20 protein-coding genes and 1 pseudogene are annotated in these 23,431 nt (G+C 62.9%); 12 read left to right on the top strand and 9 right to left on the bottom strand.

Annotation, left to right across the window (positions count from 1 at the left end; genetic code table 11):
* Window positions 1-144: 144 nt before the first annotated feature.
* The 5 genes and pseudogenes from tpiA (at window position 145) to FJ934_RS01875 (ending at window position 5,244) form a co-directional block, all read left to right on the top strand.
* On the top strand, window positions 145-915 hold the full coding sequence (gene tpiA, locus FJ934_RS01895) for a triose-phosphate isomerase (protein WP_140606960.1): 771 nt from the start codon (window positions 145-147) through the stop codon (window positions 913-915).
* Between the two features lie 166 nt (window positions 916-1,081).
* Window positions 1,082-1,558 (top strand): preprotein translocase subunit SecG, encoded by a 477-nt coding sequence (gene secG / locus FJ934_RS01890; RefSeq protein WP_140606959.1) that lies wholly within the window; start codon window positions 1,082-1,084, stop codon window positions 1,556-1,558.
* 212 nt (window positions 1,559-1,770) lie between these two features.
* Window positions 1,771-2,898, top strand: a complete 1,128-nt coding sequence (locus tag FJ934_RS01885) for a L,D-transpeptidase (protein ID WP_140606958.1) — start codon at window positions 1,771-1,773, stop codon at window positions 2,896-2,898.
* A 131-nt stretch (window positions 2,899-3,029) separates the two neighbouring features.
* Complete coding sequence (locus tag FJ934_RS01880) at window positions 3,030-4,667, top strand: CTP synthase (RefSeq protein WP_140606957.1); 1,638 nt, start codon at window positions 3,030-3,032, stop codon at window positions 4,665-4,667.
* Window positions 4,668-4,690: 23 nt separating this feature from the next.
* Window positions 4,691-5,244, top strand: a pseudogene (locus FJ934_RS01875) (DUF1697 domain-containing protein).
* Between the two features lie 80 nt (window positions 5,245-5,324).
* Here FJ934_RS01875 and FJ934_RS01870 read toward each other — a convergent pair.
* The gene (locus FJ934_RS01870; RefSeq protein WP_140606956.1) at window positions 5,325-6,782 is read right to left on the bottom strand and encodes an NCS1 family nucleobase:cation symporter-1; all 1,458 of its coding nucleotides are present in this window, start codon (window positions 6,780-6,782) and stop codon (window positions 5,325-5,327) included.
* A 438-nt stretch (window positions 6,783-7,220) separates the two neighbouring features.
* Here FJ934_RS01870 and FJ934_RS01865 point away from each other — a divergent pair, with 438 nt between their 5' ends.
* Window positions 7,221-7,523, top strand: a complete 303-nt coding sequence (locus FJ934_RS01865) for a DUF982 domain-containing protein (protein WP_140606955.1) — start codon at window positions 7,221-7,223, stop codon at window positions 7,521-7,523.
* Window positions 7,524-7,847: 324 nt separating this feature from the next.
* On the opposite strand, the gene FJ934_RS01860 is transcribed toward FJ934_RS01865, so the two are convergent.
* From FJ934_RS01860 to FJ934_RS01845, 4 genes are all read right to left on the bottom strand, one after another.
* Window positions 7,848-9,389 carry an HlyD family type I secretion periplasmic adaptor subunit gene (locus tag FJ934_RS01860; RefSeq protein WP_140606954.1) on the bottom strand — a complete coding sequence of 514 codons (1,542 nt, stop codon included), beginning with the start codon at window positions 9,387-9,389 and terminating at the stop codon, window positions 7,848-7,850.
* Window positions 9,386-11,611 (bottom strand): type I secretion system permease/ATPase, encoded by a 2,226-nt coding sequence (locus FJ934_RS01855; RefSeq protein WP_140606953.1) that lies wholly within the window; start codon window positions 11,609-11,611, stop codon window positions 9,386-9,388. Before FJ934_RS01855 ends, FJ934_RS01860 begins: the two co-directional genes overlap by 4 nt.
* Window positions 11,612-11,685: 74 nt before the next feature.
* Entirely contained in the window at window positions 11,686-14,724 is a 3,039-nt protein-coding gene (locus FJ934_RS01850) for a hypothetical protein (protein WP_140606952.1), read from the bottom strand.
* Window positions 14,693-15,040, bottom strand: coding sequence for a hypothetical protein (locus FJ934_RS01845; protein WP_140606951.1), 348 nt, complete (start codon window positions 15,038-15,040; stop codon window positions 14,693-14,695). The genes FJ934_RS01850 and FJ934_RS01845 overlap by 32 nt, the downstream gene beginning before the upstream one ends.
* A 536-nt stretch (window positions 15,041-15,576) precedes the next feature.
* Here FJ934_RS01845 and dusA point away from each other — a divergent pair.
* Window positions 15,577-16,566, top strand: a complete 990-nt coding sequence (dusA, locus tag FJ934_RS01840) for a tRNA dihydrouridine(20/20a) synthase DusA (RefSeq protein WP_140606950.1) — start codon at window positions 15,577-15,579, stop codon at window positions 16,564-16,566.
* A gap of 2 nt (window positions 16,567-16,568) precedes the next feature.
* Here the strand turns inward: dusA and FJ934_RS01835 are convergent, their stop codons facing one another.
* On the bottom strand, window positions 16,569-17,273 hold the full coding sequence (locus FJ934_RS01835; RefSeq protein WP_140606949.1) for a TIGR02281 family clan AA aspartic protease: 705 nt from the start codon (window positions 17,271-17,273) through the stop codon (window positions 16,569-16,571).
* Window positions 17,274-17,283: 10 nt separating this feature from the next.
* Window positions 17,284-17,514 (bottom strand): DUF1289 domain-containing protein, encoded by a 231-nt coding sequence (locus FJ934_RS01830; protein ID WP_140606948.1) that lies wholly within the window; start codon window positions 17,512-17,514, stop codon window positions 17,284-17,286.
* Between the two features lie 197 nt (window positions 17,515-17,711).
* Between FJ934_RS01830 and FJ934_RS01825 the strand changes: the two genes are divergently transcribed.
* On the top strand, window positions 17,712-18,710 hold the full coding sequence (locus FJ934_RS01825; RefSeq protein ID WP_140606947.1) for a nicotinate-nucleotide--dimethylbenzimidazole phosphoribosyltransferase: 999 nt from the start codon (window positions 17,712-17,714) through the stop codon (window positions 18,708-18,710).
* A gap of 24 nt (window positions 18,711-18,734) precedes the next feature.
* On the opposite strand, the gene FJ934_RS01820 is transcribed toward FJ934_RS01825, so the two are convergent.
* Window positions 18,735-20,255 (bottom strand): ATP-binding protein, encoded by a 1,521-nt coding sequence (locus tag FJ934_RS01820; RefSeq protein WP_140606946.1) that lies wholly within the window; start codon window positions 20,253-20,255, stop codon window positions 18,735-18,737.
* Between the two features lie 76 nt (window positions 20,256-20,331).
* Between FJ934_RS01820 and FJ934_RS01815 the strand changes: the two genes are divergently transcribed.
* The 4 genes from FJ934_RS01815 to FJ934_RS01800 all read left to right on the top strand — a co-directional run bounded on the left by FJ934_RS01815 (window position 20,332) and on the right by FJ934_RS01800 (window position 22,811).
* The gene (locus FJ934_RS01815; protein WP_140606945.1) at window positions 20,332-20,955 is read left to right on the top strand and encodes a thermonuclease family protein; all 624 of its coding nucleotides are present in this window, start codon (window positions 20,332-20,334) and stop codon (window positions 20,953-20,955) included.
* Between the two features lie 31 nt (window positions 20,956-20,986).
* Window positions 20,987-21,598 carry a glutathione S-transferase gene (locus FJ934_RS01810; protein ID WP_140606944.1) on the top strand — a complete coding sequence of 204 codons (612 nt, stop codon included), beginning with the start codon at window positions 20,987-20,989 and terminating at the stop codon, window positions 21,596-21,598.
* Window positions 21,538-22,212: a uracil-DNA glycosylase family protein gene (locus FJ934_RS01805; RefSeq protein WP_140606943.1), complete on the top strand. Its 675-nt coding sequence runs from the start codon at window positions 21,538-21,540 to the stop codon at window positions 22,210-22,212. The genes FJ934_RS01810 and FJ934_RS01805 overlap by 61 nt, the downstream gene beginning before the upstream one ends.
* A 107-nt stretch (window positions 22,213-22,319) precedes the next feature.
* Window positions 22,320-22,811 carry an Lrp/AsnC family transcriptional regulator gene (locus FJ934_RS01800; RefSeq protein WP_006205209.1) on the top strand — a complete coding sequence of 164 codons (492 nt, stop codon included), beginning with the start codon at window positions 22,320-22,322 and terminating at the stop codon, window positions 22,809-22,811.
* A gap of 12 nt (window positions 22,812-22,823) precedes the next feature.
* On the opposite strand, the gene FJ934_RS01795 is transcribed toward FJ934_RS01800, so the two are convergent.
* Window positions 22,824-23,387, bottom strand: coding sequence for a DUF3299 domain-containing protein (locus FJ934_RS01795; RefSeq protein WP_140606942.1), 564 nt, complete (start codon window positions 23,385-23,387; stop codon window positions 22,824-22,826).
* Window positions 23,388-23,431: the final 44 nt, after the last annotated feature.

The following is a 23,431-nucleotide window of genomic DNA, read 5'->3' as shown; positions in this document are numbered from 1 at the left end:
GGTTACTTCCGATTTATGCGCATTTTCGGATGCGCCGAGTCTGAAACAAGCGCAATAGCGCCCTTCCGGCCCACTGTCGATTGCTTTGTGGCTTGATTTTGGTAGTGAGGGCCAGAGCCCGATATCGCCCCGGAGAAGCAGACCATGACACCAGGAATTCGCCCGTTCGTCGCCGGCAACTGGAAAATGAACGGCACCAGCGCCTCGCTGAACGAACTCAGGATGATCGGCAATGGGTTCATGAGCGGGCTCGACGCGGAAACCGAGGCACTGATCTGCGTTCCCGCGACGCTGCTTTCCCATGCCGCGGAGATTCTGTCGCGCACGCCGGTCCATGCCGGTGGTGAGGATTGCCACCCCAAGGAAAGCGGCGCCTACACCGGCTGCATCTCGGCGGAGATGCTGAAGGACGCGGGCGCGAGCCATGTCATCGTCGGCCATTCCGAGCGCCGCGAGCAATGCGGCGAGGACGATGCGACTGTCCAGGCCAAGGCCGCCGCCGCATGGCGTGCCGGGCTCGTGGCGATCGTTTGCGTCGGCGAGACGCGGCAGGAGCGCGAGGCCGGAGCCGCGCTGGAGGTGCTGTCGCGCCAGGTCGCCGGCTCGGTGCCGCCAAGCGCCACGCCATCCAACACCGTCATTGCTTATGAGCCGGTATGGGCGATCGGCACCGGCCTGACGCCAACCGCGGCCGACGTGGCCGAAGCGCATGCGCATATCCGCGAAAGGCTGTCGGAAAAACTCGGCGCCGCCGCTGCCAGGATACGCATTCTTTATGGCGGCTCGGTCAAGCCGTCGAATGCCGTGGAGTTGCTTGGCGTCCGGAATGTCGATGGCGCGCTGGTTGGCGGCGCCAGCCTGAAAGCTGCCGATTTCCTCGGTATCGCGGAAGCGTATCGCAGCATTTCAGGATGAATCCACGACGATGGACGGGTCGCGGCGCGTCCAAATTCGTTGCAAAGGACGCGTTGCTTCCCATATTCCGGCCACGGGCTTGGAAATGCCGTGAAAGCATTGTATTGAGCCGCCTCCAATTCACCGGTCGTGTCCGCGGCCGGGCAGGGCCTTGCCAGGATAAACTATGCAAACCGTACTGATCGTCATCCATCTCATGGTCGTGCTCGCCCTTGTCGGCGTGGTGCTGCTGCAACGCTCTGAAGGCGGCGGCCTTGGTATTGGTGGCGGATCGGGCTTCATGACGGCGCGCGGTGCCGCCAATGCGTTGACACGAGCGACGGCGATCCTGGCGGCCGCTTTCTTTGTGACGTCGCTGACATTGTCGATCATTGCCCGCTATGGCGAGAAGCCGATCGACATTCTCGATCGGGCTCCCGCGACCTCGGACAGCGCCGGCAAGGGCGTGCTCAACCAATTGCCCGGCACGACGACCCCGGCGCCCGCCGGCACTGCCACGCCGACGCCGCCATCCGGCAATGACGCCGCCACGAAGCCTCCGGCAACAACACCGGCCACCGCGCCCGCCGCCGGCTCGACGTCGCCGGCGACGAACGGCGCCACCAACACCGCGCCGGCGGCACCGCAGGTCCCGAACCAGTAGCCTTCACTTCTCCCAAACCGCGACCTGTTGTCGTTTGAACACAGTCGCGGCAAATGCTGCGCGATCACGAAGATTCGACGCGCAGCAGCGAGGTCTCGCGCTTGAGACCGCCGAGCTTATTCGACTATAGATTGCACGCGGCATTTTCGGTGTCCTTGGGGGACGCCGGGCGACGCCGTGGGCAACAAGCATTGAACGATCGGATCTTCGCCATGCAGCTTCGCAGCTTCATTCTCCTGGGACTTTGCGCCGTACTTGGCCTCAGTTCCCCGGCCTTCGCCGGCGTACCGGCCAATCTGGCCGCCAATCAGTCGGTCGAGAAAACCGACGCCATCAACGTCGCAGTCAAGAGCGATGCGGCGCAGTTGAGGCTTCTCAAGAAGAAGAAAAACCCGACGCCGGCCGATCTCGCCCAGATCGAGAAGATCGAGGCCAAGATCGCCGCCGACAAGGAAGATGCCAAGGCCAAGGCGCTGGAAGCCAGGAAGCTGGCGATGCGCGAGGCGGCAAAAGCAAAGGCCGAGGCGGAACGGCAGGCCTTCCTGGCCAACAAGGGCAAGAGTGCCCCGGCGACCGACGTGGCCGAGGCCAAGCCCGCCAAGAAGACTACCAAGATCATCGAACCGGTGACGTCGATCGAGCCGATCCAGTCGGCCGAACCGATACCAGCCGAGGTGATGAACGTCGCGCTGACCGGCAACAATGGCGAGCTGCGCAGCGAGACGCCCGGCCAGAAGCAGAACACTGGCGGTGGCGGCCTGTTCGCAGGCCTGTTCGGCGGCACCTCTTCCGGATCGTCGATAAGCTATCTGCCCGAGACGCGCGCGCTTGACTCGGCCCTTGCCAAGCGAGACGCCAAGAAGCCGTTCAAGGTGAAACCGGAATTCGTGCCGCAGGACGTGGAGTTCACCGGTTACGAAGCAGGCACCATCGTCATCGACACCAGCGCCCGCCGTCTCTATCTCGTCGAATCGTCGTCCACCGCCCGTCGCTATGCGATCGCGGTCGGCCGTGAAGGCCTGCAGTTCAAGGGCACGGTCGCGGTCGGGGACAAGCAGGAATGGCCGCGCTGGATCCCGACGCTCGACATGCAGAAGCGCGAGCCCCAGCATTACGGCCAGTACAAGGACGGCATGCCTGGAGGCGGTCAGAACCCGCTCGGCGCGCGCGCCATCTACCTCTATGACGGCAAGAAGGACACGCATCTGCGCATCCACGGAACTATCGCGCCGCAGTCGATCGGAACCAGTGCCTCCAATGGCTGTTTCCGGATGATGAACGAGCACGTCATGGATCTCTACAGCCGCGTCAGAATCGGCACCAAAGTCGTCATCATCTGACGTTTCCACCATCATGCCGAAAGGGCCGGTTCAGCCGGCCCTTTTGTTTTGCCTCCTCCCCGGCGCCTTCTTGAGAAAAATCCTTCGCGGCGGTTTTTCCTCTGGCGGAATCAATCAGGCCGCGTTAAGCGATGAATCCCATGGCGCGATATGTATTCATCACAGGCGGCGTGGTTTCCTCACTTGGAAAAGGCATAGCCGCGGCGGCCCTTGGGGCTCTCCTGCAGGCGCGAGGCTATCGCGCACGCATCAAAAAACTCGACCCTTACCTCAATGTCGACCCCGGCACGATGTCGCCGTATCAGCATGGCGAGGTGTTCGTCACCGATGACGGCGCCGAAACCGATCTCGATCTTGGCCACTACGAGCGCTTCACCGGCCGCTCGGCCAATCAACAGGACAACATCACCACCGGCCGCATCTACAAGAACATCATCGAGCGCGAGCGGCGCGGCGACTATCTCGGCGCCACGGTGCAGGTCATTCCGCACGTTACCGACGAGATCAAGAATTTCGTCCTCAACGGCAATGACGACTATGATTTCGTGCTGTGCGAGATCGGCGGCACGGTCGGCGACATCGAGGCGATGCCTTTCCTCGAGGCCATCCGCCAGCTCGGCAATGATCTGCCGCGCAACAACGCCGTCTATGTGCATCTGACATTGATGCCCTACATCCCGACGGCCGGTGAGCTGAAAACCAAGCCGACTCAACATTCAGTCAAGGAATTGCGCGGCATCGGCATCGCGCCCGATATTCTTTTGGTGCGCGCAGATCGCGCCATTCCCAAGGAAGAGCGTAGAAAGCTCTCGCTGTTCTGTAACGTCCGGGAAAGCGCGGTCATCCAGGCGCTCGACGTGCCGCATATCTACGACGTGCCGATGGCCTACCACAAGGAAGGGCTTGATTCGGAAGTGCTGGCGGCCTTCGGTATCGACCCGGCGCCGAAGCCGCGCATGGAGCCCTGGCAGAAAGTGTCGGACCGGATCCACAATCCGGAAGGCGAGGTGACCATCGCCATCGTCGGCAAATATACCGGCCTCAAGGATGCCTACAAATCGCTGATCGAGGCACTTTCGCATGGCGGGCTGGCCAATCATGTCAAGGTCAAGCTCGACTGGATCGAATCGGAGATCTTCGAAAAGGAGGATCCGACGCCGTGGCTGGAAAAGGTGCACGGTATCCTGGTTCCCGGCGGCTTTGGGGAGCGTGGCTCCGAAGGCAAGATTCTGGCGGCGAAGTTCGCGCGCGAGCGCAAGGTGCCGTATTTCGGCATCTGTTTCGGCATGCAGATGGCCTGCATCGAGGCGGCGCGCTCGCTGGCCGGCGTCGAAGACGCGTCCTCGACCGAATTCGGCCCGACCAGGGAGCCGGTCGTCGGGCTGATGACCGAATGGCTGAAGGGCAACATGCTGGAGAAGCGGCGGGAAACCGGCGATCTTGGTGGCACGATGCGGCTCGGCGCCTATCAGGCTGATCTCGCCAAGGGATCCAAGATTGCCGATATCTATGGCGACACACAGATTTCCGAGCGCCACCGTCACCGCTACGAGGTCAACATCGACTACAAGCAGCGGCTCGAGGATTGCGGCCTGGTGTTTGCCGGCATGTCGCCCGACGGCGTGTTGCCGGAAACGGTCGAATACCCTGACCATCCCTGGTTCATCGGCGTGCAGTATCACCCCGAGCTGAAGAGCCGGCCGCTCGATCCGCACCCGCTTTTCGCCAGCTTCATCGAGGCGGCGGTGGAACAGTCGCGCCTGGTTTGAGCGATAGGCCGGAGGATCTGGCCATGCAAACTTATGTCACGCTGCTCTACAGCATTGGCCTCGGCGAGGGGCGGCGCCTTGTCATGTCCGATCTAAGGGCAATGGCGGAGGACCTGGGCCTCAAGAATGCCCGGACGCTGATTGCGACCGGCAATCTGGTCTTCGAAGCGCGGGCATACAAGATTTCCAGTTTAGAGCAGCGGCTGGAAACAGCCTTCGAAAAGACCTTTGGCCGCCATGTCGATATCATCGTGCGCGGCGCGAAGGACTGGCTAAAGCTTGCTGCCGGCAATCCATTCGCCGATCAGTCCGTAGATGCTGGCGACCAGGTGGCGGTGCGGGTGATGCGGGAGCCGGTGCCCCGGACGCTGCCGCGGCGCTGCAGGCCTATGCCGCCGCAGATGAGAAGGTGCTCTATGTCGGCGGCGACATCTGGGTGGTCTTTTCGCGCGAGCGACCAAGCTCGCGGCTGCTTGCGGCGACCAACCACAAGCGTCTCGGCATAGGCACGTCGCGCAACTGGAACACGGTGTGCAAGCTGGCCGAGATGGTCGCAGATAAGGGAGTAGGGCAGTAAGGCAATAAGGCAATAAGGGGTAGGGACGGTACTGCCCTACTGCCCTACTGCCCTACTGCCCTACTGCCTCATTCCCCTATTCAAGCTTTCGCCATTCTGGCCCCCGCACCCACTGCGGCGGTGCGCAGCACATAATAGATGATGCCGGCGATGGCGACGCCGAAGAACCAGCCATAGACGCCCCACCAGGACGGAAGCCAATTGGTGAAATTCGGCAGGATCGACGAGAAGACCGCGCCGATGCCGGCGGCGATGAAGGCATTGACGTGCCATCCACCTTGGAAGCGGAACTCGCCGTCCTCGCGATAAAGCGCCTCGACATCGACCTCGCCCTTCCGGATGAGGTAGTAGTCGACCATCATGACGCCGAAGATCGGCCCCATCGTCGCGCCGATGATGTTGACGAAGGACGCGGCGCTGCCTTCCCACGGGGCGAAGGGATAGAGCACAAGCGCGATGATAGCCGCGATGTAGCCGCCCTTCTTGAAATCGATCCGACGTGGGAAGACGTTGGAGAAGTCGAATGCCGGCGAGACGAAGTTCGCCACGACGTTGATGCCGAGCGTCGCGACGGCGAAGGTCAAGGCGGCGAGCGCGGCCAGGAACCAGCTGTCGAACTTGGCCGAGATCTGGTCAGGGTGCAGCAGCACTTCATGATAGACGTCATAGGCGGCGATGGTGGTGACGCCGGCGACCAGCGAGAACAGGATCAGGTTGATCGGCAGGCCCCAGATGTTGCCCTTGCGCAGTGACGCCTTGTCCGGCGCGTAGCGGGCGAAATCGCAGAAGTTGAGATAGAGCGCCGAGAAATAGGTCACCCAGATGGCGGCCACCGCGAACAGCGAGGTCCATGAACCCGGTTCGCCCGGCACGCCCGCGTCCTTGGTCTTTTCCTTCAGCACGTCCATCGGGATGTCGCTGGTGAAAGCGAAGGTACCGGATTTGACGCAGAGATAGACTGCCAGGATCAGCATCATCACCCAGACGGCAGGCCCGGCCCAGTCCTGGAAGCGGCGCACCGTTTCCATGCCCTTCTGGATGATCAGCAGTTGCAGCGCCCAGATGACCACGAAGCAGATCACCTCCAGGCCTGAATGGCCGAGGAAATGCGTACTGGCGTTGAAATCGGCGAACCATTGCGAGCGGATCAGCAGGGCGACGATCGCGCCGGAGGCGGCCGCCGTTTGCGCGCCGTACCAGAAGCAGGCGACGATAGCGCGTACCAGCGCCGGTATGTTGGCGCCCCAGATACCGAAGGAAGCGCGGGCAAGAACGGGGTAGGGCACGCCCGTCTTCACGCCCGCATAGCCGACCATGTTCATCAGCGCGTAGATGATCAGCGAGCCGATGCCGATTGCGATAATGAAGTTGACGAAGCCGCCGCAGAACAGAAACAGGCTGGCGGCGAGATAGTAGCCCCAGAGGCTATGAACGTCCGACGTCCAGACGTTGAAGATCGAAAACGGTCCCCAATTGCGGATTTTCGCGGGAGCGAGATCCTCGTTGTATAGGTCAGGCGATGCACCTTGTATTGTCATTGCAACGTCCCCTTTTGCCAAAACGCGCCCTCACGCGTTGACCGCAGAGATTAAGCCTGACGTCAGGGAACCGGCAAGCAATCCATTTGTCGGCTTTGGCCTTAAAGATATTCAATGCGAACCGCGATTATCGTGGGACCGCAATGGTGGGCCGCTGCCGAATCCCCGGTCGGGTGATTCGAATTTCGGCAACGGCGATGCTGTCCAGGCGATGCCCGATCGCAGCGGGAGCACTGCCGTTCGGGCGGCTGGAGGTAAAGGAATATCGGCCCGGCCACAAAGTGGCTTGTCATATCCCGACGATGTAGCCAGCTTCTTCGGTGGCCGCTTTCGACCGGCGGATTTTTTTAAGATTTTACCTTCTGCGTGGAACCAACCGCCAGATGCCGCGTTTCATTGGGTTCGATCGCACGCAATGCGATCGACCGGGAGGAAACTATGGACTACCTGCATTTCTTTTCGCCCGTGCGGATATCGCGCGGGCAGGGACACCCTGTAGAAGAAGTAGATAGTGTCGCCGAAGCGATGGTTTTCCTGCGCAAATGGCCAGCGGGAAGACGTGGGCCTGTGTATCAGTGTGCGCTGAACTGCTGCTCGGCTGCCCTGTCGGGCCAGATGTCGGCCGAAGAAGCAAGGAAAGCGTTCACTGGCTTTGCCCGGATCACGCGGCTTCTCGATGATGACATGGCGATGCCGATAGGCAGCGACAGTATGGCAAGCGTACACGCGCTACGGCGCTAGGTGCCCGCGCCCCTTTGGTGGGTCGCGCCCGTTGCGGGCGCGACGTTGCCGCGTTTGACCCTCAGGGCAGGTCGGCGGGTGCCGAGCCACTTGACCGGGAGTTAATCGGGCCTGCTAACCAGAGCCGGCATATGCGGTGGCAGCATCGCTCCGGTGCCTGCCAATCTGAACACGATCGCACGAGTTCTCACTGAAGTAGCCATTCATTGTGATGACGAGGCGTCAGCGGCCCGGTCGCCGCGTTGGGCGCCGCGTTGCAAGTGTATGCTTGCGGGTGCCATCTCGATCGACGCACTTTAACTCTTTGTCTTGTGCGCCATTACGTCATCTTTCCCTGAACGCCTCCGAAGCGACCTTGGCGAGCGGGGAGAGCAAGTAATCGATGACGCGGCGGCTGTCGGTTTTGATTTCCACGGTCACCGTCATGCCCGAAGCCAGAGGGATCATCCCCCCGTTTATGTTGATAGCCTGTTCCTGAAGCGCGATGGTGACCGGGAAGACGAAGTTCTGGGGCTGACCGGCCTGGCCGGCGGGCGCGGCGCCGGCCGTATTGGCGGCGGCTGCGGCGTTGGCGAAGCCACGCTTGGCCTCCTGCTCCTCGACCGCCGCGGAGGCGACGCGCGTGACCGTGCCGTGCAACACGCCGAAACGGGTGAAGGGGAAGGCGTCGACCTTGATGACCGCGCTCTGGCCGGGCTTGATGAAGCCGATGTCGAGGTTGGCGACGAGCGCCTCAACCTGAAGCGCCCGCGCCGTCGGCGCGACGACCAGGAGCTGCTGCCCGGTGGTCACGACTTGACCGACCGTGGTGACCGCGATCTCCTGTGCGATGCCGTCGATCGGCGAATAGAGCTTGGTATGCGCGAGGCGTGCGCTCGCCTTGATGACGGCCTGTTCGGCTTCGTCCGCTTTGCGCTCGGCGTCGGCGAGTTTGTTCTCGTTGTCGGCTGCGAATTGCGAGAGTGTCACAATCTTCTCGCTCGCGAGCTCTTTCAGCGCGGCATCGGTTTCGATCAGTTGCCCCTGATCCGAGGCGAGCGACGATTGTGATTTTTCCAGCTGCTCCGTTGAGTCGTAGAGATTGACCTTGCTGCCGACCTGGCGATCGAGCGCCTCCTGACGGGTGCCGACAAGCTTTGTCAGCGTTTCGATTAACTTGTTCTGGTAGGCGATGCTCATCCCGAGGCGCTGACGCGTCGCTTCCTTCTGCAGGCTCTGCTTGTCGAGGCTCTGCAAGGCGCCGATGAGCTGGTTGATGTCTGCCGTCAGCACTGAAGCCTCCCGCAGGCGTATCGCCTCCGGCAACTCGGTTCCCCACACGATTTGCGGCTGGGGGTCGGCCGCGGCTTGCGCCAGCTGCGCGACAATGACCTCGCCGGCGTTCGCCTCGTCTGACTTCGCAGGGCCGTCCAGGACGGCGCGCGCCGTCACGATGGCGAGGCGCCGTCGCGCGCTTTCGGCGAGGTTCGCATTAAGCGCGTCCCGCTGCGCGTTTTTCTCAGCCGCAGGTTCCGCGGGATCCATCTCCAAGAGTAAATCTCCCGCCCTCACGGGCTGTCCGTTCTCGACGCGTATTGCGGCGATCTTACCTGGATCGAGCGGTTGAACCACCTTGGCATGGCCGGCCGTGTCGATTTTGCCGGGCGCCACGGCGTGCACGTCGAGCCGCCCGTAGAACGACCAGGCGAGCGCGGCCGCGAAGAAGGCGCAAATCGTCAGCATCGTCACGACGGGCAGCGGCGGTGCCGGCGTTTCCAGGATCTCGATCGCCGCCGGCAGGAATTCGCGATCGCGGCCGGAGATGACCGCAGGTCGGGCGGCCGGCTGTGGCGATGCGGGAGGGGGCGGCTCGGTTCTCTGGTTCATGCCCCGCCCCTCGCCTGATCCGACTGCAGCGCCCAGAGCCGGGCGTAGAGGCCGCCTTTGCGCGCGAGGAGTTCCTCGTGGCTTCCGATTTCGACGATCGCGCCCCTTTCCATTCCGACGATGCGCGTGCATGGGCGCACCGCCGCCAAGCGATGGGCGATGATCAGCACCGTGCGGCCGCGCACGATCGCGCGCATGTTCTCCTGGACGATGCGCTCGCTCTCGTAGTCCAGCGCCGAGGTCGCTTCGTCGAAGATAAGGATGCGCGGATTGGTGGCGAGAGCGCGGGCGATGGCGATGCGTTGGCGCTGCCCCCCGGAGAGATTGGCGCCGCGCTCCTCGATAATCGTGTCGTAGCCCTGCGGCATCTGGGCGATGAACTCGTCGGCGCCGGCGAGCCTGGCCGCCTCAATAACCCACGCCCGCGCCACGGCGGGATCGCCGAGCGCGATGTTTTCGTGAATTGACCGGTTGAACAGGATGTTCTCCTGCAACACGACTCCGATCTGGCGGCGAAGCCAACCCGGATCGAGTTGGGCGATGTCGATGCCGTCGAGCATGATCTGGCCTGCCTGCGGCGAATAGAGCCGTTGCACCACCTTGACCAGCGTCGACTTGCCGGAGCCCGACGCCCCGACAAAGCCGATGACTTCGCCCGGGGCGATCGACAGCGTGACATTGCGCAGCGCCTCGGCCGCGTCGGGCCGATAGCGAAGCGACACGCCGCGCAGGTCGATCCCGCCCCTCGGCGGCGGCAGCGTCAGCAGGTTCTGAGGCATCGGTTCTGGCGGCGTGTTCAGGATGTCGCCGAGCCGCGCCACCGAAACCTGCACCTGCTGGAAGTCCTGCCAGAGCTGAGCGAGGCGAAGAATCGGGGCAACGACCTGGGAGGCGATCATGTTGAACGCGATCAGTTCGCCGACCGTCATCGCGCCGTTGATCACCGCCTGTGCGCCGAAGAGCAGGATCAGCGCCGTCGTCACCTTGCTGACATACTGGATGAGGTTCTGTCCGAGCGCGCCGGTGATACCGGCGTCGAACGAGGTGCGGACATAGGACGCGAGCCGCTCTTCCCATTGCGCCTGCATCATCGGCTCGACGCTCGCCGCCTTCAGCGTCGGCGCTCCGACAATCGATTCGACAAGAAACTGCTGCGACCGCGCGCCGCGGTTGAACTTTTCATTGATCTGCTCGCGAAGAATCGGGCGGATCAGCACCGCAATCAGGAGATAGACGGGGATCGTCCCGAGCACCACCAGCGTCAGTGTGGGCGAATAGATGAACATCACGACGAAGAAGACCAGCGTGAAGACGAGATCGAGCAGCGAGGTCAGGCCCTGTCCGGTCAGGAAGCCGCGGATCGTCTCGAGTTCGCGCACGCGCGCCACCGTCTGGCCGGTCGCGCGCGTCTCGAAATAGGCGAGCGGCAGGCGGAAGAGGTGATGGAACAGGCGCCGGCCGAGCTCGACATCCATTCGGTTCGTTGTATGGCTCAGCGTATAAGCGCGCAGGAATTGCAGGACCGACTCGAACAGTCCCAGCGTCACCAAGCCGACGATCAGCACCGTCAGGGTGGACACCCCCTTATGCACCAGCACCTTGTCGACGATGAGCTGGAAGAACACCGGCGTGATAAGCGCGAACAGCTGCACGAAGAGCGATGCGATCACGACCTGGGCGAGAGGCCGCCGGTAACGCAGGATCGAGGGCAGGAACCAGCGGAATCCGAAAGTTCTGGGATCGGTTCCCGCGCCGCCAAGGCGGCGCGTGACCAGAACCACTTCGCCGGACGACAGCGCGGCAATGTCCTCGATCGGCAATTCCCGGGCAATGCGGACGATCGGATCGAGCAGCCGCGCGAGCCCCTTCGTGGGGGAGGCCGCCAGCACGCCGAAGGTGCCGTCCTTGAGGCCGATCATCGCGGGATAGGGAATGGCGGAGAGGCGCTTCGACTTGACGCCGCGCAGGATGCGCGAGCACAGCTCCAGGATGTTGGCGCCGCGGACGATATCCTCGGCCGCTGCGAAGCGCCCCGTCAGCGCGAGCTGATGGCGCATTTGCGCCGGATCGGCGGCGATGCGGTAGTATCCCGCGATCACCGCCAGCCCGGCCAGGCCGGAGTCGATCGGCGTGAACTGCGGCGGCGCGGGTTCGACCCTTTGCAGCTCGGTCGGCGCGCGCGCTGCTTCGGGCGGCTCGGTCTCCGCGGTCACGCCGGTCATCTCGCTGCTCGCTTGGTCCACTGCCCACCCCCAAAAAAGGGCCGAGCCGGGTTCCCGGCTCGGCCGAAGCATCCCTAGACAGTGGGCGCCGTCAGGTTGATGTTGAGTGTGCCTGTCCCTGCCTCTAGGCCGGTGTTCGGCACGCTGTGGAACGCATCGTAGTCCTGTAGCGCGAGGTTGAAGGCCATGTGGACGTCCGAGCCTGCGACGAAGGTTCCGGCACTCACCGGGCCCACGTCGAACGAGTGATTGGCGTTGTTGTAAGTCGTGTCGACGTTGGTAGCGACCAGGCGGTCGAACCCGTCGGCGGTGCTGGCGAGGATATAGACGCCAGGAATGTATTTGAGGCCCTCCACATCCACGCCCTTGACGTCCCCCGTCGGTGCGAAATTGAACGTCACGGACTCGGTCTTGCCGCCGGAGGTGATCGATTTCGTCCCATCCCCGGTGAAATCGGCGAGGACTGTCTCATTGCCACTGCTGTCAAAGGTCACGAGCTTGACTTCGGTGATCGCGTCCTGACCCGAATCGCTCGGGAACGTCCCTCCTTGGGCGAGCGGGCCCTGAGCGACATCGTAGGCGTCGAGGCGGATGTCGACGGCCGCGTTCGGGCCGCCCGACCCATTGACTTGGGCCAGGGTAAAGCCGCTGTCGTTGACCTCGTAGTGACCGGCATAGCCGAGAGTACCGAGGGACTTCAGGTCGTTCGTGGTGTTGATCGAATGGACGTCGTTGACGAAGTCGATCCGGATGGCGTTGCCGTCCTTGACCGACTGGGCGTCAGTGCCGGTGCCGATCGAACTGGGGTTGACCGTGTCCGTGCCGGCAGTCTTGCCGGTGAAGACCACAGACATGCCCGGGGTAACCGGCTGCTTCGTCGTCGGGTTGAACGGCAGCGAGAACCAGGCGTAGTCACCGGCCGGAACGTCGGCGAAGTCGCTGAAGAGGGTATGCGAGCCGTTGCCGATCGCCTGCAGCATGTCGAACGTGTACTGATTGTTGCCCGGATCGGTCGTGATGGTGAACACGTCGTCCGCAGCGTTCACGCCGGTGGAGTCGGTCGTCGCAGTCAGCGTGCCCGTGCCGAAGCCGAACAGGTAGATGGCCGACCCGTCCGCTGTTGTCAGGGGGGTCCCGGTCGCGCCGCTGTCGAGCTGGCCCGTGAGTTGCGAGCCGTTCGTGCCGGTGAAGGTCAGGGCGCCGAAGCCGTCGGCCCCGGCGTGGTCATCGATGTTCAGGGCGGGGTACGGATCATTCGCACCGCCAGTCAGGTTTTTGGTGGCCGTCGAGCCGGCGGCGTCCTGGATGTTGTCCGCACTGGCGATCGGCACCGGCGTGAAGTTTTCCGGCACGTCGTCGACGACCGTCACCGTCAGCGCCGCGAGGGCGGCGGTGGCCGTACTGCCGTCGGCGTCGGTCGCCTGGACGATCGAGCTGAAGTCAATCGTGGTGACGCTCGAGTCGTCCGCGCCGGGCTCCTGATCAACGGGCGCCAAAAGCGTGAAGGTCCAGACTCCCGTCGCCTCGGTCAGCTCGAGCGTGAATACAGTTGTCGTGCCCGCCTTCGCGGTCAGGGTGTCGACCCCGCCATTGCTCGTCACTGGGTCGTAGGTCACCGCCGTCCCGTCGGATACCAGGTCCGTTGGTAGGCTGGAGGTGTCAGTCGAAAGCCGGTAGGAGAGCGGCGTATCGACGCCCGGATTGAACAGGGTCGTCACCGAGCCGGTCGCCATGTCGCTGCCGTCCTTGTCCGGAAGGAGATTGGTCGACAGCTTGTCCTCGTCGACCGCCCCCGTCACCGTCTTGTCGCTCGCGCTCGGCACGCTGTCCTCGAAGATGATGCGCGAGCCGACTTCCTGGGTCTCGGTGGTGGGCGTCGTCGTCGTCTGCGTTTGCGTGACGTTGAGAATGTCGAAGCCCGGATTGTTGCCCGGGGGCATGATGTTCTCGACCACGAACTGGTCGAATTGCGCGCCGCTCAGGGAGGTGAATCGGACCTTCTCGCCCACGGTGAGGCCGTTGACGATCCCATTGGGGGCGCTGGGGGTGCCGCCGAAGGTGATGCCGTTTTGTGCGCCAGCTATGGCCGAATCGGCGAGTAGGATCGTCCCTCTGTAGACTTGGATGTCGCCGAGCGCGACCAGGTTGGTGGACGTGCTCGTGTCCGTGCTGTTGAACGTTGAGTTGGTCTGGTTCTGGGCGATGATCTGCACGTTCACCGACCTGCCAGTGGGGGTTACCTGGCTGATGTCGAAGCTCGCCCCCGTTCCTTCTGTATAGGCGAGGGTGTTGAGTGACCCGGTGGTGAGGAAGGCCTTGTCCTTCGTCGAGCCGCCCGAGAAACTCGAGACGAAATCGAAGCGCAAGGCCCCGCCGGGAGTGATCGACTGGGTGTTGCTGCCGTCACCGACCGAACTGGTGTTGACGGTGTCGGGACTGGACGTGCTCGCGTCGAGCCCGGTCATGAGGACCTTCGCCGTAACGTCGCTGCTGCTCGTGAACGACAGCCAATAGTTTTGTCCGGGCTTCTTGGTGCCGATGTTGAATGATGTGGTGGTGGTGGAGCTGGACGATCCGCTGACGTAGACATGGTCGGAGAGATTGAGGGTGTTGGCGTCCTCGCCCGCCGCGGGGTTGGTGTTGGTGAGGGCTTCGTACTGCACGACCCAGATCGTCGCGCCGTTGCTCGTTGGCTGCAGCAGGAGGGCGAAGGCGACTGTGCCGGTGCTGTTCAGCTCGCGGCCGAGCACGATGTCGGGGTTGCTCGAGTCGGAGTAGAGGAAGATCTCCTTGCCGTCGATAGCCTTGAAGCCGGTGTCGACGCCGTTCAACGCCAATCCGCTGCTGTCGGTGAACTTCAAATTCTGGTCGGTCGTGCTGACGATCGTCGTGTCCTCGGAGATGCCGATCGCCTTGGTCGTACCGCTGGCGGTGGTCGTATCGGGATAAATGCCGAGCGCCGTCAGCCTGTCCCCGAGCGAGGATGAAATATTGGTCTGGAAAGTGGATAGCGTGACGTTGTCGTCGGAATCGGTGGCGTCGCTGTCCGTCGCAAGAGTTGTCAGTCCTAGGTTTTCGTCCTCAATGACTTTGCCGAAGATGGTAATTGACATGGTGTACCTCCCTGCTCAGCGGCCAATGCGCTGGAGCGTTCCTGTTTGCAGTTGATTTCCGATGATCACCCGAACCCATCCAAGCGGATGGGGCGGCGACGGCGCTGATGGTTTCCGCCACGTTTGCCGTGGCCTGCACGAAGTCGGCCTGAAAGATGACCTCCGGTGAGGTCAGTCCGCCCAGACCGTAGCGACTTGGAAGATATTGCGGTGTGGTGTTGGCGCTGTCCGGCGCAATGGACGGATCGACATCGTCGTCCGTTAGGTCGGTGGGCTCGTCGACTAGGATGTCCTGGGACGGGATGTCGAGCGACATCGAGATTCTCCCTGGTTTAATGCGGCAGGTGCAAATCGGCCCCAACGCCGGCAACCGGCCGCATGGGCGCGCATCCGCCGGCAAGGCCGGCGCTACGCGTCCTCGTTAAAGAAACTGGAGTAATGCAATGGATCGGGGGTAGGGCGTCGAGGGCATTCCAGGCCCTTCGCTCATGCCCCGATCAGGCATTTCTGCGAGGACGCATCCCGCGCGCGTGGATCATCCGCAGTCGGCGAATGCTATTAGGCAACAAATAGGCCATGATGATGACCCCCTCCGTGGCACGCCCCCAATGTGGATGCCTGCCTCCCTTTATTAGCAATAGCTAAAAAGCTACTCCAATTTGTGGATAATTCAATATGCCTCTTGCATTTTGAAATAAATTGTGACTCTAAACCGATTCAAACGAGCGGCAAACAAACCGCAGAGTCGCGGCATTGCTCGCCCGGCAAGCGTTTGAAAAGCAAAGACAAGATCATAGGCTTGGGCCGCAGTTCATTGGGTCAACACTGACCGGCCTTGCCAGAAACGAATACATGCTGGAAGCAAAACTCGCAATCGCCCCGATGATGGACTGGACGGACCGCCATTGCCGGTTCTTCCATCGCCAGCTGACGGGCCATGCGCTGCTTTATACAGAAATGGTGGTCGCCGACGCAGTTATCCAAGGTGCGCGCGAAAGGCTGCTCGGCTTCGATGCGGCGGAACATCCCATCGCCTTGCAGCTCGGCGGCTCTGATCCCGCAAAACTTGCCGAGGCGGCGCGCATCGGCGAGGCCTTCGGGTATGACGAGATCAATCTCAATGTCGGCTGCCCGTCCGACCGCGTTCAGTCAGGTATGTTCGGCGCCTGTCTGATGAAAGTGCCCGACCTCGTCGCCGACTGCGTCGCGGCGATGAAGGCGGCGGTAGCAATACCCGTCACGGTCAAGTGCCGGATCGGCGTCGACGAACAGGATCCGGAGCCGGCACTGGATGCGCTGGCCGACCAGGTGTTCGCTGCCGGCGCCGACGCTTTGTGGGTGCATGCACGCAAAGCGTGGCTCGAGGGATTGAGCCCCAAGGAAAACCGGGACATCCCGCCGCTCGACTATAACAGGGTCTATCGGCTGAAGGCTGGAAAACCGAACAAATTCATCGGCATCAATGGCGGTATTCAGTCGCTTGAAGAAGCGCGCGTGCATCTCGACCATGTCGACGGCGCCATGCTTGGCCGCGCCGCCTACCACACGCCCGGCATTCTGGCCGGCGTCGATGCCGCCTTCTACGGCGCGAAGCCCGAAGCGTTCGATTTCGCCGCGCTGATCGATGCGATGGCGGACTATGCGGCACACCACATCGAGCAGGGCGGGCGGCTGGGCCATGTCACCCGCCATATGGTCGGGCTGTTCCATGGGCTGCCCGGTGCGCGGCGCTACCGCCAAATTCTGTCGACGGACGCGACGCGGCCCGGTGCCGGGCCTGCCGTGCTGAAGAAGGCCTTCGAGGCTGTCGAGTTCGGCGGAGCCGCAGCCGAGGCGGCCTGACCTCAATCCCTGAGGATCATACGATCGCCGCGCACGTCGAAACCCGACAGCGAGCCGATGAAATTCATGCCGAGCAGGCTTTGGCTCAGCATGCCGGGCGCGGCGACCATCACCGACATGTCCTTGCGCACGATGCCGCCGATCGCCACTTGGTCGGTTTTGACCGCCGCGGCGCGTGCCATGCCGTTGGCTGTCGAAACCGGGATCGTGTAGTTGAGCGCGGCCGGATTGAAGCCGGCGGCTTGCGCATCCTCCGAAGTCAACACGGTGCTGGTCGCGCCGGTGTCGACAACGGCCCTTACCGGATTGCCATTGACCAGGATGCGCGCTTCGAAATGACCGTTGTCGGCCTTGTCAAGGGTCACCGTGGCATGGCCGTCTTCGACGCCGAGCGCCAGCGGGCTGCCGGGAACGAGGCCGGCAGTGACCCGGCTGGCGATATCTTGCAGTTCGTAGCGATACTGATAGCCTGCGACCAGCGCGAGCACGATGGCCACCCAAGCGCCGAGGTTGCGGGCCATGGCGCCCAAGGGGCGGCCGGAGCGAAGCAGGCCGGCGCCGATGAGGGCGCCGAAGGCACCAAGCCAGATCAGCCGGCCGAAATCATAATTCTCGATGCCGAGCGTGCTGCCGGCGGAATCGTTGATCATGAGCAGGACCACTCCTACCCCGATCACGGCCATCACTATCCAGAATAACCGGCCCATCAACGCCTAATCAAAGTGCGTCGCGTTCGCGCGCGATGCGGGTGCGGCGCGTTTCCCGGCGAGGCCGGCGCTCGACCGTTTCCAGCCGAGCCGGCAGTTCAGCCATCACATTGCGGCGTGCTTCCTGCGTCATGCTCATCCAGGCGCCGATTTCATCGCGCGTGCGGCCGCAACCGAAGCAGAAGCCGGTTTTCATATCGATCGAACAGACCAGGATGCAGGGAGATTCGATGGCCGTCATGACTTTCTCTCGAGGGATCCGTGCGGAATCCGCTCTTCCACTCCCACATGGTGCAACGGCAAAGCCAATGCAAGCCCTCGCGATCACGCCTTCCGCGGCCGCCTTTGCGGCAACCAGGGACAATGATCAGGGAAGGTTGTGCCAATCGCGCAACGCGGCTATGCCGCTCACCAACTCCAGGAATGATTGCTCACGACATGACCAGCGCGCTGCCTTTCGACGATTTTCGCAACCTGCTCGACAACCTGCCGGCTGCCGACCTCAAAGCTGAAGCGCGGGTGCGCGCGCTGTTTGCCAAGGCCGACAAGCCACGCAATTCGCTCGGCCGCATCGAGGACATCGCCGCGTGGCTTGCCGCATGGAGCGGCCGGGCTCCGCCCGCCGTGATAAGGCCGTTGATGGCTGTCTTTGCCGGCAATCATGGCGTTGTCAGGCACGGCATTTCGCCACGGCCGGTGGCGACTACCGCCAACGCGGTGGAGCTTTGCGCGGCCGGGGGTGCGGCTATCAACCAGATCTGCATTGCCAACGATCTCGGACTGAAGGTGTTCGATCTTGCCCTGCACATCCCGACCGGCGACATCATCGAGGATGCTGCACTCGACGAGCGTGGCTGTGCCGCCACGATGGCCTTTGGCATGGAGGCGATCGCCGGCGGCACCGACCTGCTTTGCCTTGGCGACCTCGGCGTCGGCAATTCCACTGTCGCCGCCGCCCTGCTCGCAGCGCTGTTTGGAGGTAGGGGTGCCGACTGGATTGGTCCGGGATCCGGCGCCGATGCGGCCATGCAGGCCCGCAAGGCGGAGGTGGTCGATGCGGCCCTGGCATTTCATGGCGGCCATCTCGAAGCCCCGTTCGAAGTGCTGCGCAGGGTCGGCGGCCGCGAGTTCGCGGCGATAGCCGGCGCCATCCTCGCCGCGCGGATGCAGAACGTCCCGGTGGTGCTCGACGGCTTTGCGGCAACCGCGGCCGCGGCGGTGCTGTATGCCGCGAACGCCGCAGCCCTCGACCATTGTGTTCTCGCCAGCCTGTCGCCGGAGCCCGCGCATGCAAGGGCCGCCGAGTTGCTTGGCTTGCGGCCGCTGCTCGACCTGGGTATCAGCCACGGCGAAGGGGCAGGGGCAGCGCTTGCCGCGGGCCTGGTCAAGGCGGCGGCGCTGACCAGTTCGGGAATGGCAGCAGCAGTGCGGTTATAGCCACCCGCGCACCGATGAAATCCTCTACCGCCTGCGCGCCGCCACCGCCGCGGTCGGCAGCGCCGGCAGTTCTTCCATCACTCGGCTCAGCGGGAAAATGGCGATCGCCTCTGTGCCTTCGCGCAGCTTGGAGTGCAACTCGAACTCGCCGCCATGCATGGCGAGCAAGCCTTGCACGATGGGCAGGCCAAGGCCGGTGCCCTGTTCGGCGCTCTTGATGGCGATCGAGCCCTGGCCGAAGGCCGAAAGCACGACAGGAATCTCGTCCTCGGGAATGCCCGGGCCATTGTCCTTGATCGAAATGTATTGCCCACCCCCAGCCGTCCAGCCGACGCGGACGCGGATTTCGCCGCCGGTGGCGGTGAACTTGATGGCATTGGACAGGAGGTTGAGTGTGATCTGGCGCACGGCACGCTCGTCGGCGAACAGCCGTGGCAATGTCGGTTCGAAATCCTGGACGACGCGGATGTCCTTGTTGCGTGCCTTCAACTCCATCATATGGCAGCAATCCTCGACGATGTTGAGCAACATCACCGGTTCCTCGTTGAGCTGGTAGCGGCCGGCCTCGATGCGGGACAGATCGAGGATCTCGTTGATCAGATCGAGCAGATGCTGGCCGGAATCATGCACGTCGTGGGCGTAGTCGCGATAGGTGGGATTGCTCATCGGCCCCAGCACTTCGTTCGCCATCACTTCGGAAAAGCCGAGAATGGCATTGAGCGGCGTGCGCAATTCGTGGCTCATCGAAGCGAGGAAGCGCGACTTTGCCAAGTTGGCATCCTCGGCCCGCCGGCGTGCTTCGTCCGACATCGATTTCGCTGTTTCCAGCTCAGCGATCAGCGCGTCCTTTTCGGAGCGGAACGACAACAGCATCAAGGAGGAGCGATTGATGTGACGGGCGACATAGGCGAAGAAAGGCAACGACAGGGCAAGCAGCGCCGCCATGATCGCCTCGACCGGCATCCACAGCTTGGCCCCGGTATAGGCATAGAGCGCCACCGGTACGGCGAAGGTTGCCAACAGTGCGCCGCTGAGGGACGAGGCCATGACCGCCGTCCCGGCCATGGCAAGCAGCAGCACCACCGCCTTGACCACCTGGAACTGGTCGAGGGCGCAGGCGCCGCAGCCGAGCCAGACGAACCAGGCCCAGCCGAGACCGCAAAGGAAATGGCCGGCCAGGAACTCCCTTCGCGCCTGCGAGGGATTGATCTCGGAAGCCTCCGTCCGCTCAATGCGCCGCGCCATTAAGGCGACGATCGTGTAGCAGGTGAGCGTGAACAGCGCCCAGAGCCCGATCTCGTTGCCGACGCCGGCGAACCGTCCCGTCGCGGCGATCGCCAGCACGAGTAGCGGGATGACCACGGCGCCGCTCGTCATGGCGCGGGCGTGGAGTTTCAGGAGTTCGCGGTCGAAATCGGGATTGCCCGCCTGCTGCGAAAGACGGTCGCGCGTCTTGCGCACCGCGCGCGCCACATCGCTGTTGCGATGCGGTTTCCTGCGGTCCACAATGAACTTGTCCGCTGTGTTCGAGCGTTGCAGGGGCATCAAAGACTTCAATTTATGCGCGCAGCGATTTCAAGGCGTTAAGCTACGTTCGAATGATTAACCAACCGTTTGCCATATGAGCCGTTCCTGGTCACCAAGGCCGCGCCGGCGGTATGCGGTGCCGCGCCCGAGAAGCCTGCGGCGTAAAATGCTGGACTACGGGCTGACCGTGATCATTCTCGGCCTGCTGATCCTGTTGGCGGCGCGCCTCGACCGGGTGGAGACACGCAAGACGCAAGGTGCAGCCGTCGTCAATGATGGCGATTCGATTACGCTCGGCACCGAACGCATCCGGATGCGCGGCATCGACGCCCCGGAATACACCCAAACCTGCCGCAAGAACGGCGCCGATTATCCCTGTGGTACGCTTGCGCGCCAATCGCTGGTGCGCCTGATCGCCAGCCGGCCGGTCACCTGCAGCGGCTGGCAACGCGATCGCTATGGCCGGTTACTCGGCCACTGCATGGCCGGCGGTACCGATCTTAACCGCGCTCAGGTCGAGGCCGGCTGGGCCGTCGCCTATGGTGACTTCGAAAACGAGCAAGCGATTGCGCGCGCGACAAAGGTTGGTATCTGGGCGGGTACCTTCGACCAGCCGCAGGACTGGCGCGCCAGCCATCGCGGCGAGCTTGTCGAGCGCAAGCACGGCACGCTGGCGTCGATCGGTGACGCCGTGCGAGAGATCTTTCGCTTCTGGTGAAGCGTATCTGGTGGAAGGGAAGGAGGATCGAATGAAACTCTTCGACGGCGGCCGGGCGCCCAACCCGCGGCGGGTTCGCATTTTCCTCGCCGAGAAGGGGATCTCGGTTCCGCTGGTATCCATCGACATGGGCGCGCTGGAGCACAAGAACGAAGCGGTGAGTTCGCGCAACCCTTTGCAACGCCTGCCAGTGCTGGAGCTTGACGACGGCACCGTCATCACCGAATCCGTCGCCATCTGCCGCTATTTCGAGGAGTTGCACCCGGAGCCAGCCCTGTTCGGACGTGGCGCGCTCGGCAAGGCACAGGTCGAGATGTGGCAAAGACGAATGGAGTTCAATTTGCTCAGTTGCGTCGCCCAGGCCTTTCGCCATATCCATCCGGCGATGAAGGAATGGGAAATCCCACAGATCCCCGAATGGGGCGAGGCCAACAAGCCGAAGGCGGTCGCGTTCCTGAAACTCCTCGACGGAGAGTTGGCCAATCGGGAGTTCGCCGCCGGCGACAGCTATTCGATTGCCGACATCACCGGCCTGATCGCGATCGACTTCATGAAGCCGGCACGGATCAAGGTGCCGGAGGAATGCAGCAATGTGCTGCGTTGGTATCAGGCGATCTCCAGCCGGCCGAGTGCCGCCGCTTGAGCGTGGAACTGGACAGATTCGCCGCGACGGTCCGCACCTGCCGCATCTGCGTCGAAAATCCCATCGGCAAGCCACTGCGGCATGAGCCGCGACCGGTGCTGCGGCCATCGTCCAGCGCCCGCATTCTGATCGCCAGCCAGGCGCCGGGAACCAAGGTGCACCTGTCGGGCATGCCGTTCACCGACGCTTCCGGCGACCGCCTGCGTAACTGGCTTGGTGTGACCAGCGACGAGTTCTACGACATCGAGAAATTCGCCATCGTGCCGATGGGCTTCTGCTTCCCTGGCCAGGACGCCAAGGGCGGTGACCTGCCGCCAAGGCGCGAATGCGCGCCGGCCTGGCGCGCGCCTTTGATGGCCTTGATGCCGAAGATCGACCTGGTGCTGACGATCGGCATCTATGCTCAGTCGTGGCATATGGGCGCCGCGCGCCGTCCCTCGGTGACGGAAACGGTGATGGACTGGCGGGCCATATGGGACAATTCTGTCGGCCCGAAAGTGCTGCCGCTGCCACATCCGTCCTGGCGAAACACCGGCTGGTTGAAGCAGAATCCATGGTTCGAAATGGATTTGCTGCCTTTCCTGCGGTCGGAAATCCGCTATCGCATCGGCTGAGCGTTCAGCAAGAAATCACCTGCTTTCAAGCCAGCCGGCAGAATTTCTTTCTTGTGAATGGCCTGAATAAAAGGGAATATAGCGAAACTATTCCTCAGGAGCCCCCGATGGACCGCCTTGACCGAAAAATTCTCCGCCTCCTGCAGGAGGACGCGACGCTCGCTGTCGCCGATGTCGCCAAGAAAGTCGGCCTGTCGACCACGCCATGCTGGCGCCGCATCCAAAAACTCGAGGAGGAGGGTGTCATCAAGCGGCGCGTCGCCATTCTCGACCACGAGAAGGTCAATGTGCGCGTCACCGTTTTCGTGTCGATCCGCACCAATTCGCACAGCCATGAATGGCTGCGGCGGTTTTCCGAAGTCATCCAGGAATTTCCCGAGGTCGTCGAGTTCTACCGCATGAGCGGCGACGTCGACTATCTGCTGCGCGTCGTGGTGCCCGACATCGCCGCTTACGACGCGTTCTACAAGCGGCTGATCGCCAAGATCGAGATTCGGGACGTGTCCTCGTCGTTCGCCATGGAGCAGATCAAATACACGACCGAAATCCCGCTCGACTACATGGTGCTGGACAAGGAATCGGGCGCGAACGCCGCCTGAGCTTTCGGTCGATCAGTTCTTCTTCTTGTTGAGGAATGTCCAGGGCGAGTTCACCGGCAGGGTGATGGTGTCAGACACAGTGTCGACCCCGACCACTTCCGCCTTGCGGACGGTGTAACCGGACTGAATGACGCTGACGCCATCGAGAATGAACAGCTGGCTTTTCTCCATGCCCGGCTTCAGGGCACCTGTGACGGCGACCGGCTGGTAAGCTTCCGACATCTTGTAGGGATGGGCTGGTGTGACCAGTACGATCTGGTTGGGCGGCGGCGTCGGCATGTGGCTGCATGCGCCCGTCCACGGTACCAACAGGAACTGATAGACGAGGTCGCCGTCGCGATCGACCGGCAATGCATAGCCGGCTAATTGTATGATCTTGTCCTGCAGGCCAACGGACAGCGTCTCGCCATGGTCGGGCAATTTTGCCGCGATCATCGGCAGGCCGGCATCTTCGGTAAGCGCCTGGGTGGCCGGGCGCAAATCCTTCCAGAAGATGTGCATGGTCGCGGCCGAGGCGCCGGCAACGGAGAGAGACAGCGCCGCCGCGAGCGCTATGATCGACTTGAAACAGTTCATGGCCGCTTCCCTTGCTGGGGAGTAAAGACTTCGAGCCCAATGGC

It is taken from the genome of Mesorhizobium sp. B2-4-12 (assembly GCF_006441575.1).
Taxonomy (GTDB): Bacteria; Pseudomonadota; Alphaproteobacteria; order Rhizobiales; family Rhizobiaceae; genus Mesorhizobium.
This window is presented reverse-complemented; position numbering and strand designations above follow the sequence as displayed.

What these genes read in the sequence shown, in the direction of transcription:
- tpiA (WP_140606960.1), top strand. Translation starts at nt 145, where the DNA reads ATGACACCAGGAATTCGCCCGTTCGTCGCCGGCAACTGGAAAATGAAC.
- secG (WP_140606959.1), top strand. Translation starts at nt 1,082, where the DNA reads ATGCAAACCGTACTGATCGTCATCCATCTCATGGTCGTGCTCGCCCTT.
- FJ934_RS01885 (WP_140606958.1), top strand. Translation starts at nt 1,771, where the DNA reads ATGCAGCTTCGCAGCTTCATTCTCCTGGGACTTTGCGCCGTACTTGGC.
- FJ934_RS01880 (WP_140606957.1), top strand. Translation starts at nt 3,030, where the DNA reads ATGAATCCCATGGCGCGATATGTATTCATCACAGGCGGCGTGGTTTCC.
- FJ934_RS01870 (WP_140606956.1), bottom strand. Translation starts at nt 6,782, where the DNA reads ATGACAATACAAGGTGCATCGCCTGACCTATACAACGAGGATCTCGCT.
- FJ934_RS01865 (WP_140606955.1), top strand. Translation starts at nt 7,221, where the DNA reads ATGGACTACCTGCATTTCTTTTCGCCCGTGCGGATATCGCGCGGGCAG.
- FJ934_RS01860 (WP_140606954.1), bottom strand. Translation starts at nt 9,389, where the DNA reads ATGAACCAGAGAACCGAGCCGCCCCCTCCCGCATCGCCACAGCCGGCC.
- FJ934_RS01855 (WP_140606953.1), bottom strand. Translation starts at nt 11,611, where the DNA reads ATGACCGGCGTGACCGCGGAGACCGAGCCGCCCGAAGCAGCGCGCGCG.
- FJ934_RS01850 (WP_140606952.1), bottom strand. Translation starts at nt 14,724, where the DNA reads ATGTCAATTACCATCTTCGGCAAAGTCATTGAGGACGAAAACCTAGGA.
- FJ934_RS01845 (WP_140606951.1), bottom strand. Translation starts at nt 15,040, where the DNA reads ATGTCGCTCGACATCCCGTCCCAGGACATCCTAGTCGACGAGCCCACC.
- dusA (WP_140606950.1), top strand. Translation starts at nt 15,577, where the DNA reads ATGCTGGAAGCAAAACTCGCAATCGCCCCGATGATGGACTGGACGGAC.
- FJ934_RS01835 (WP_140606949.1), bottom strand. Translation starts at nt 17,273, where the DNA reads ATGGGCCGGTTATTCTGGATAGTGATGGCCGTGATCGGGGTAGGAGTG.
- FJ934_RS01830 (WP_140606948.1), bottom strand. Translation starts at nt 17,514, where the DNA reads ATGACGGCCATCGAATCTCCCTGCATCCTGGTCTGTTCGATCGATATG.
- FJ934_RS01825 (WP_140606947.1), top strand. Translation starts at nt 17,712, where the DNA reads ATGACCAGCGCGCTGCCTTTCGACGATTTTCGCAACCTGCTCGACAAC.
- FJ934_RS01820 (WP_140606946.1), bottom strand. Translation starts at nt 20,255, where the DNA reads ATGCCCCTGCAACGCTCGAACACAGCGGACAAGTTCATTGTGGACCGC.
- FJ934_RS01815 (WP_140606945.1), top strand. Translation starts at nt 20,332, where the DNA reads ATGAGCCGTTCCTGGTCACCAAGGCCGCGCCGGCGGTATGCGGTGCCG.
- FJ934_RS01810 (WP_140606944.1), top strand. Translation starts at nt 20,987, where the DNA reads ATGAAACTCTTCGACGGCGGCCGGGCGCCCAACCCGCGGCGGGTTCGC.
- FJ934_RS01805 (WP_140606943.1), top strand. Translation starts at nt 21,538, where the DNA reads ATGCAGCAATGTGCTGCGTTGGTATCAGGCGATCTCCAGCCGGCCGAG.
- FJ934_RS01800 (WP_006205209.1), top strand. Translation starts at nt 22,320, where the DNA reads ATGGACCGCCTTGACCGAAAAATTCTCCGCCTCCTGCAGGAGGACGCG.
- FJ934_RS01795 (WP_140606942.1), bottom strand. Translation starts at nt 23,387, where the DNA reads ATGAACTGTTTCAAGTCGATCATAGCGCTCGCGGCGGCGCTGTCTCTC.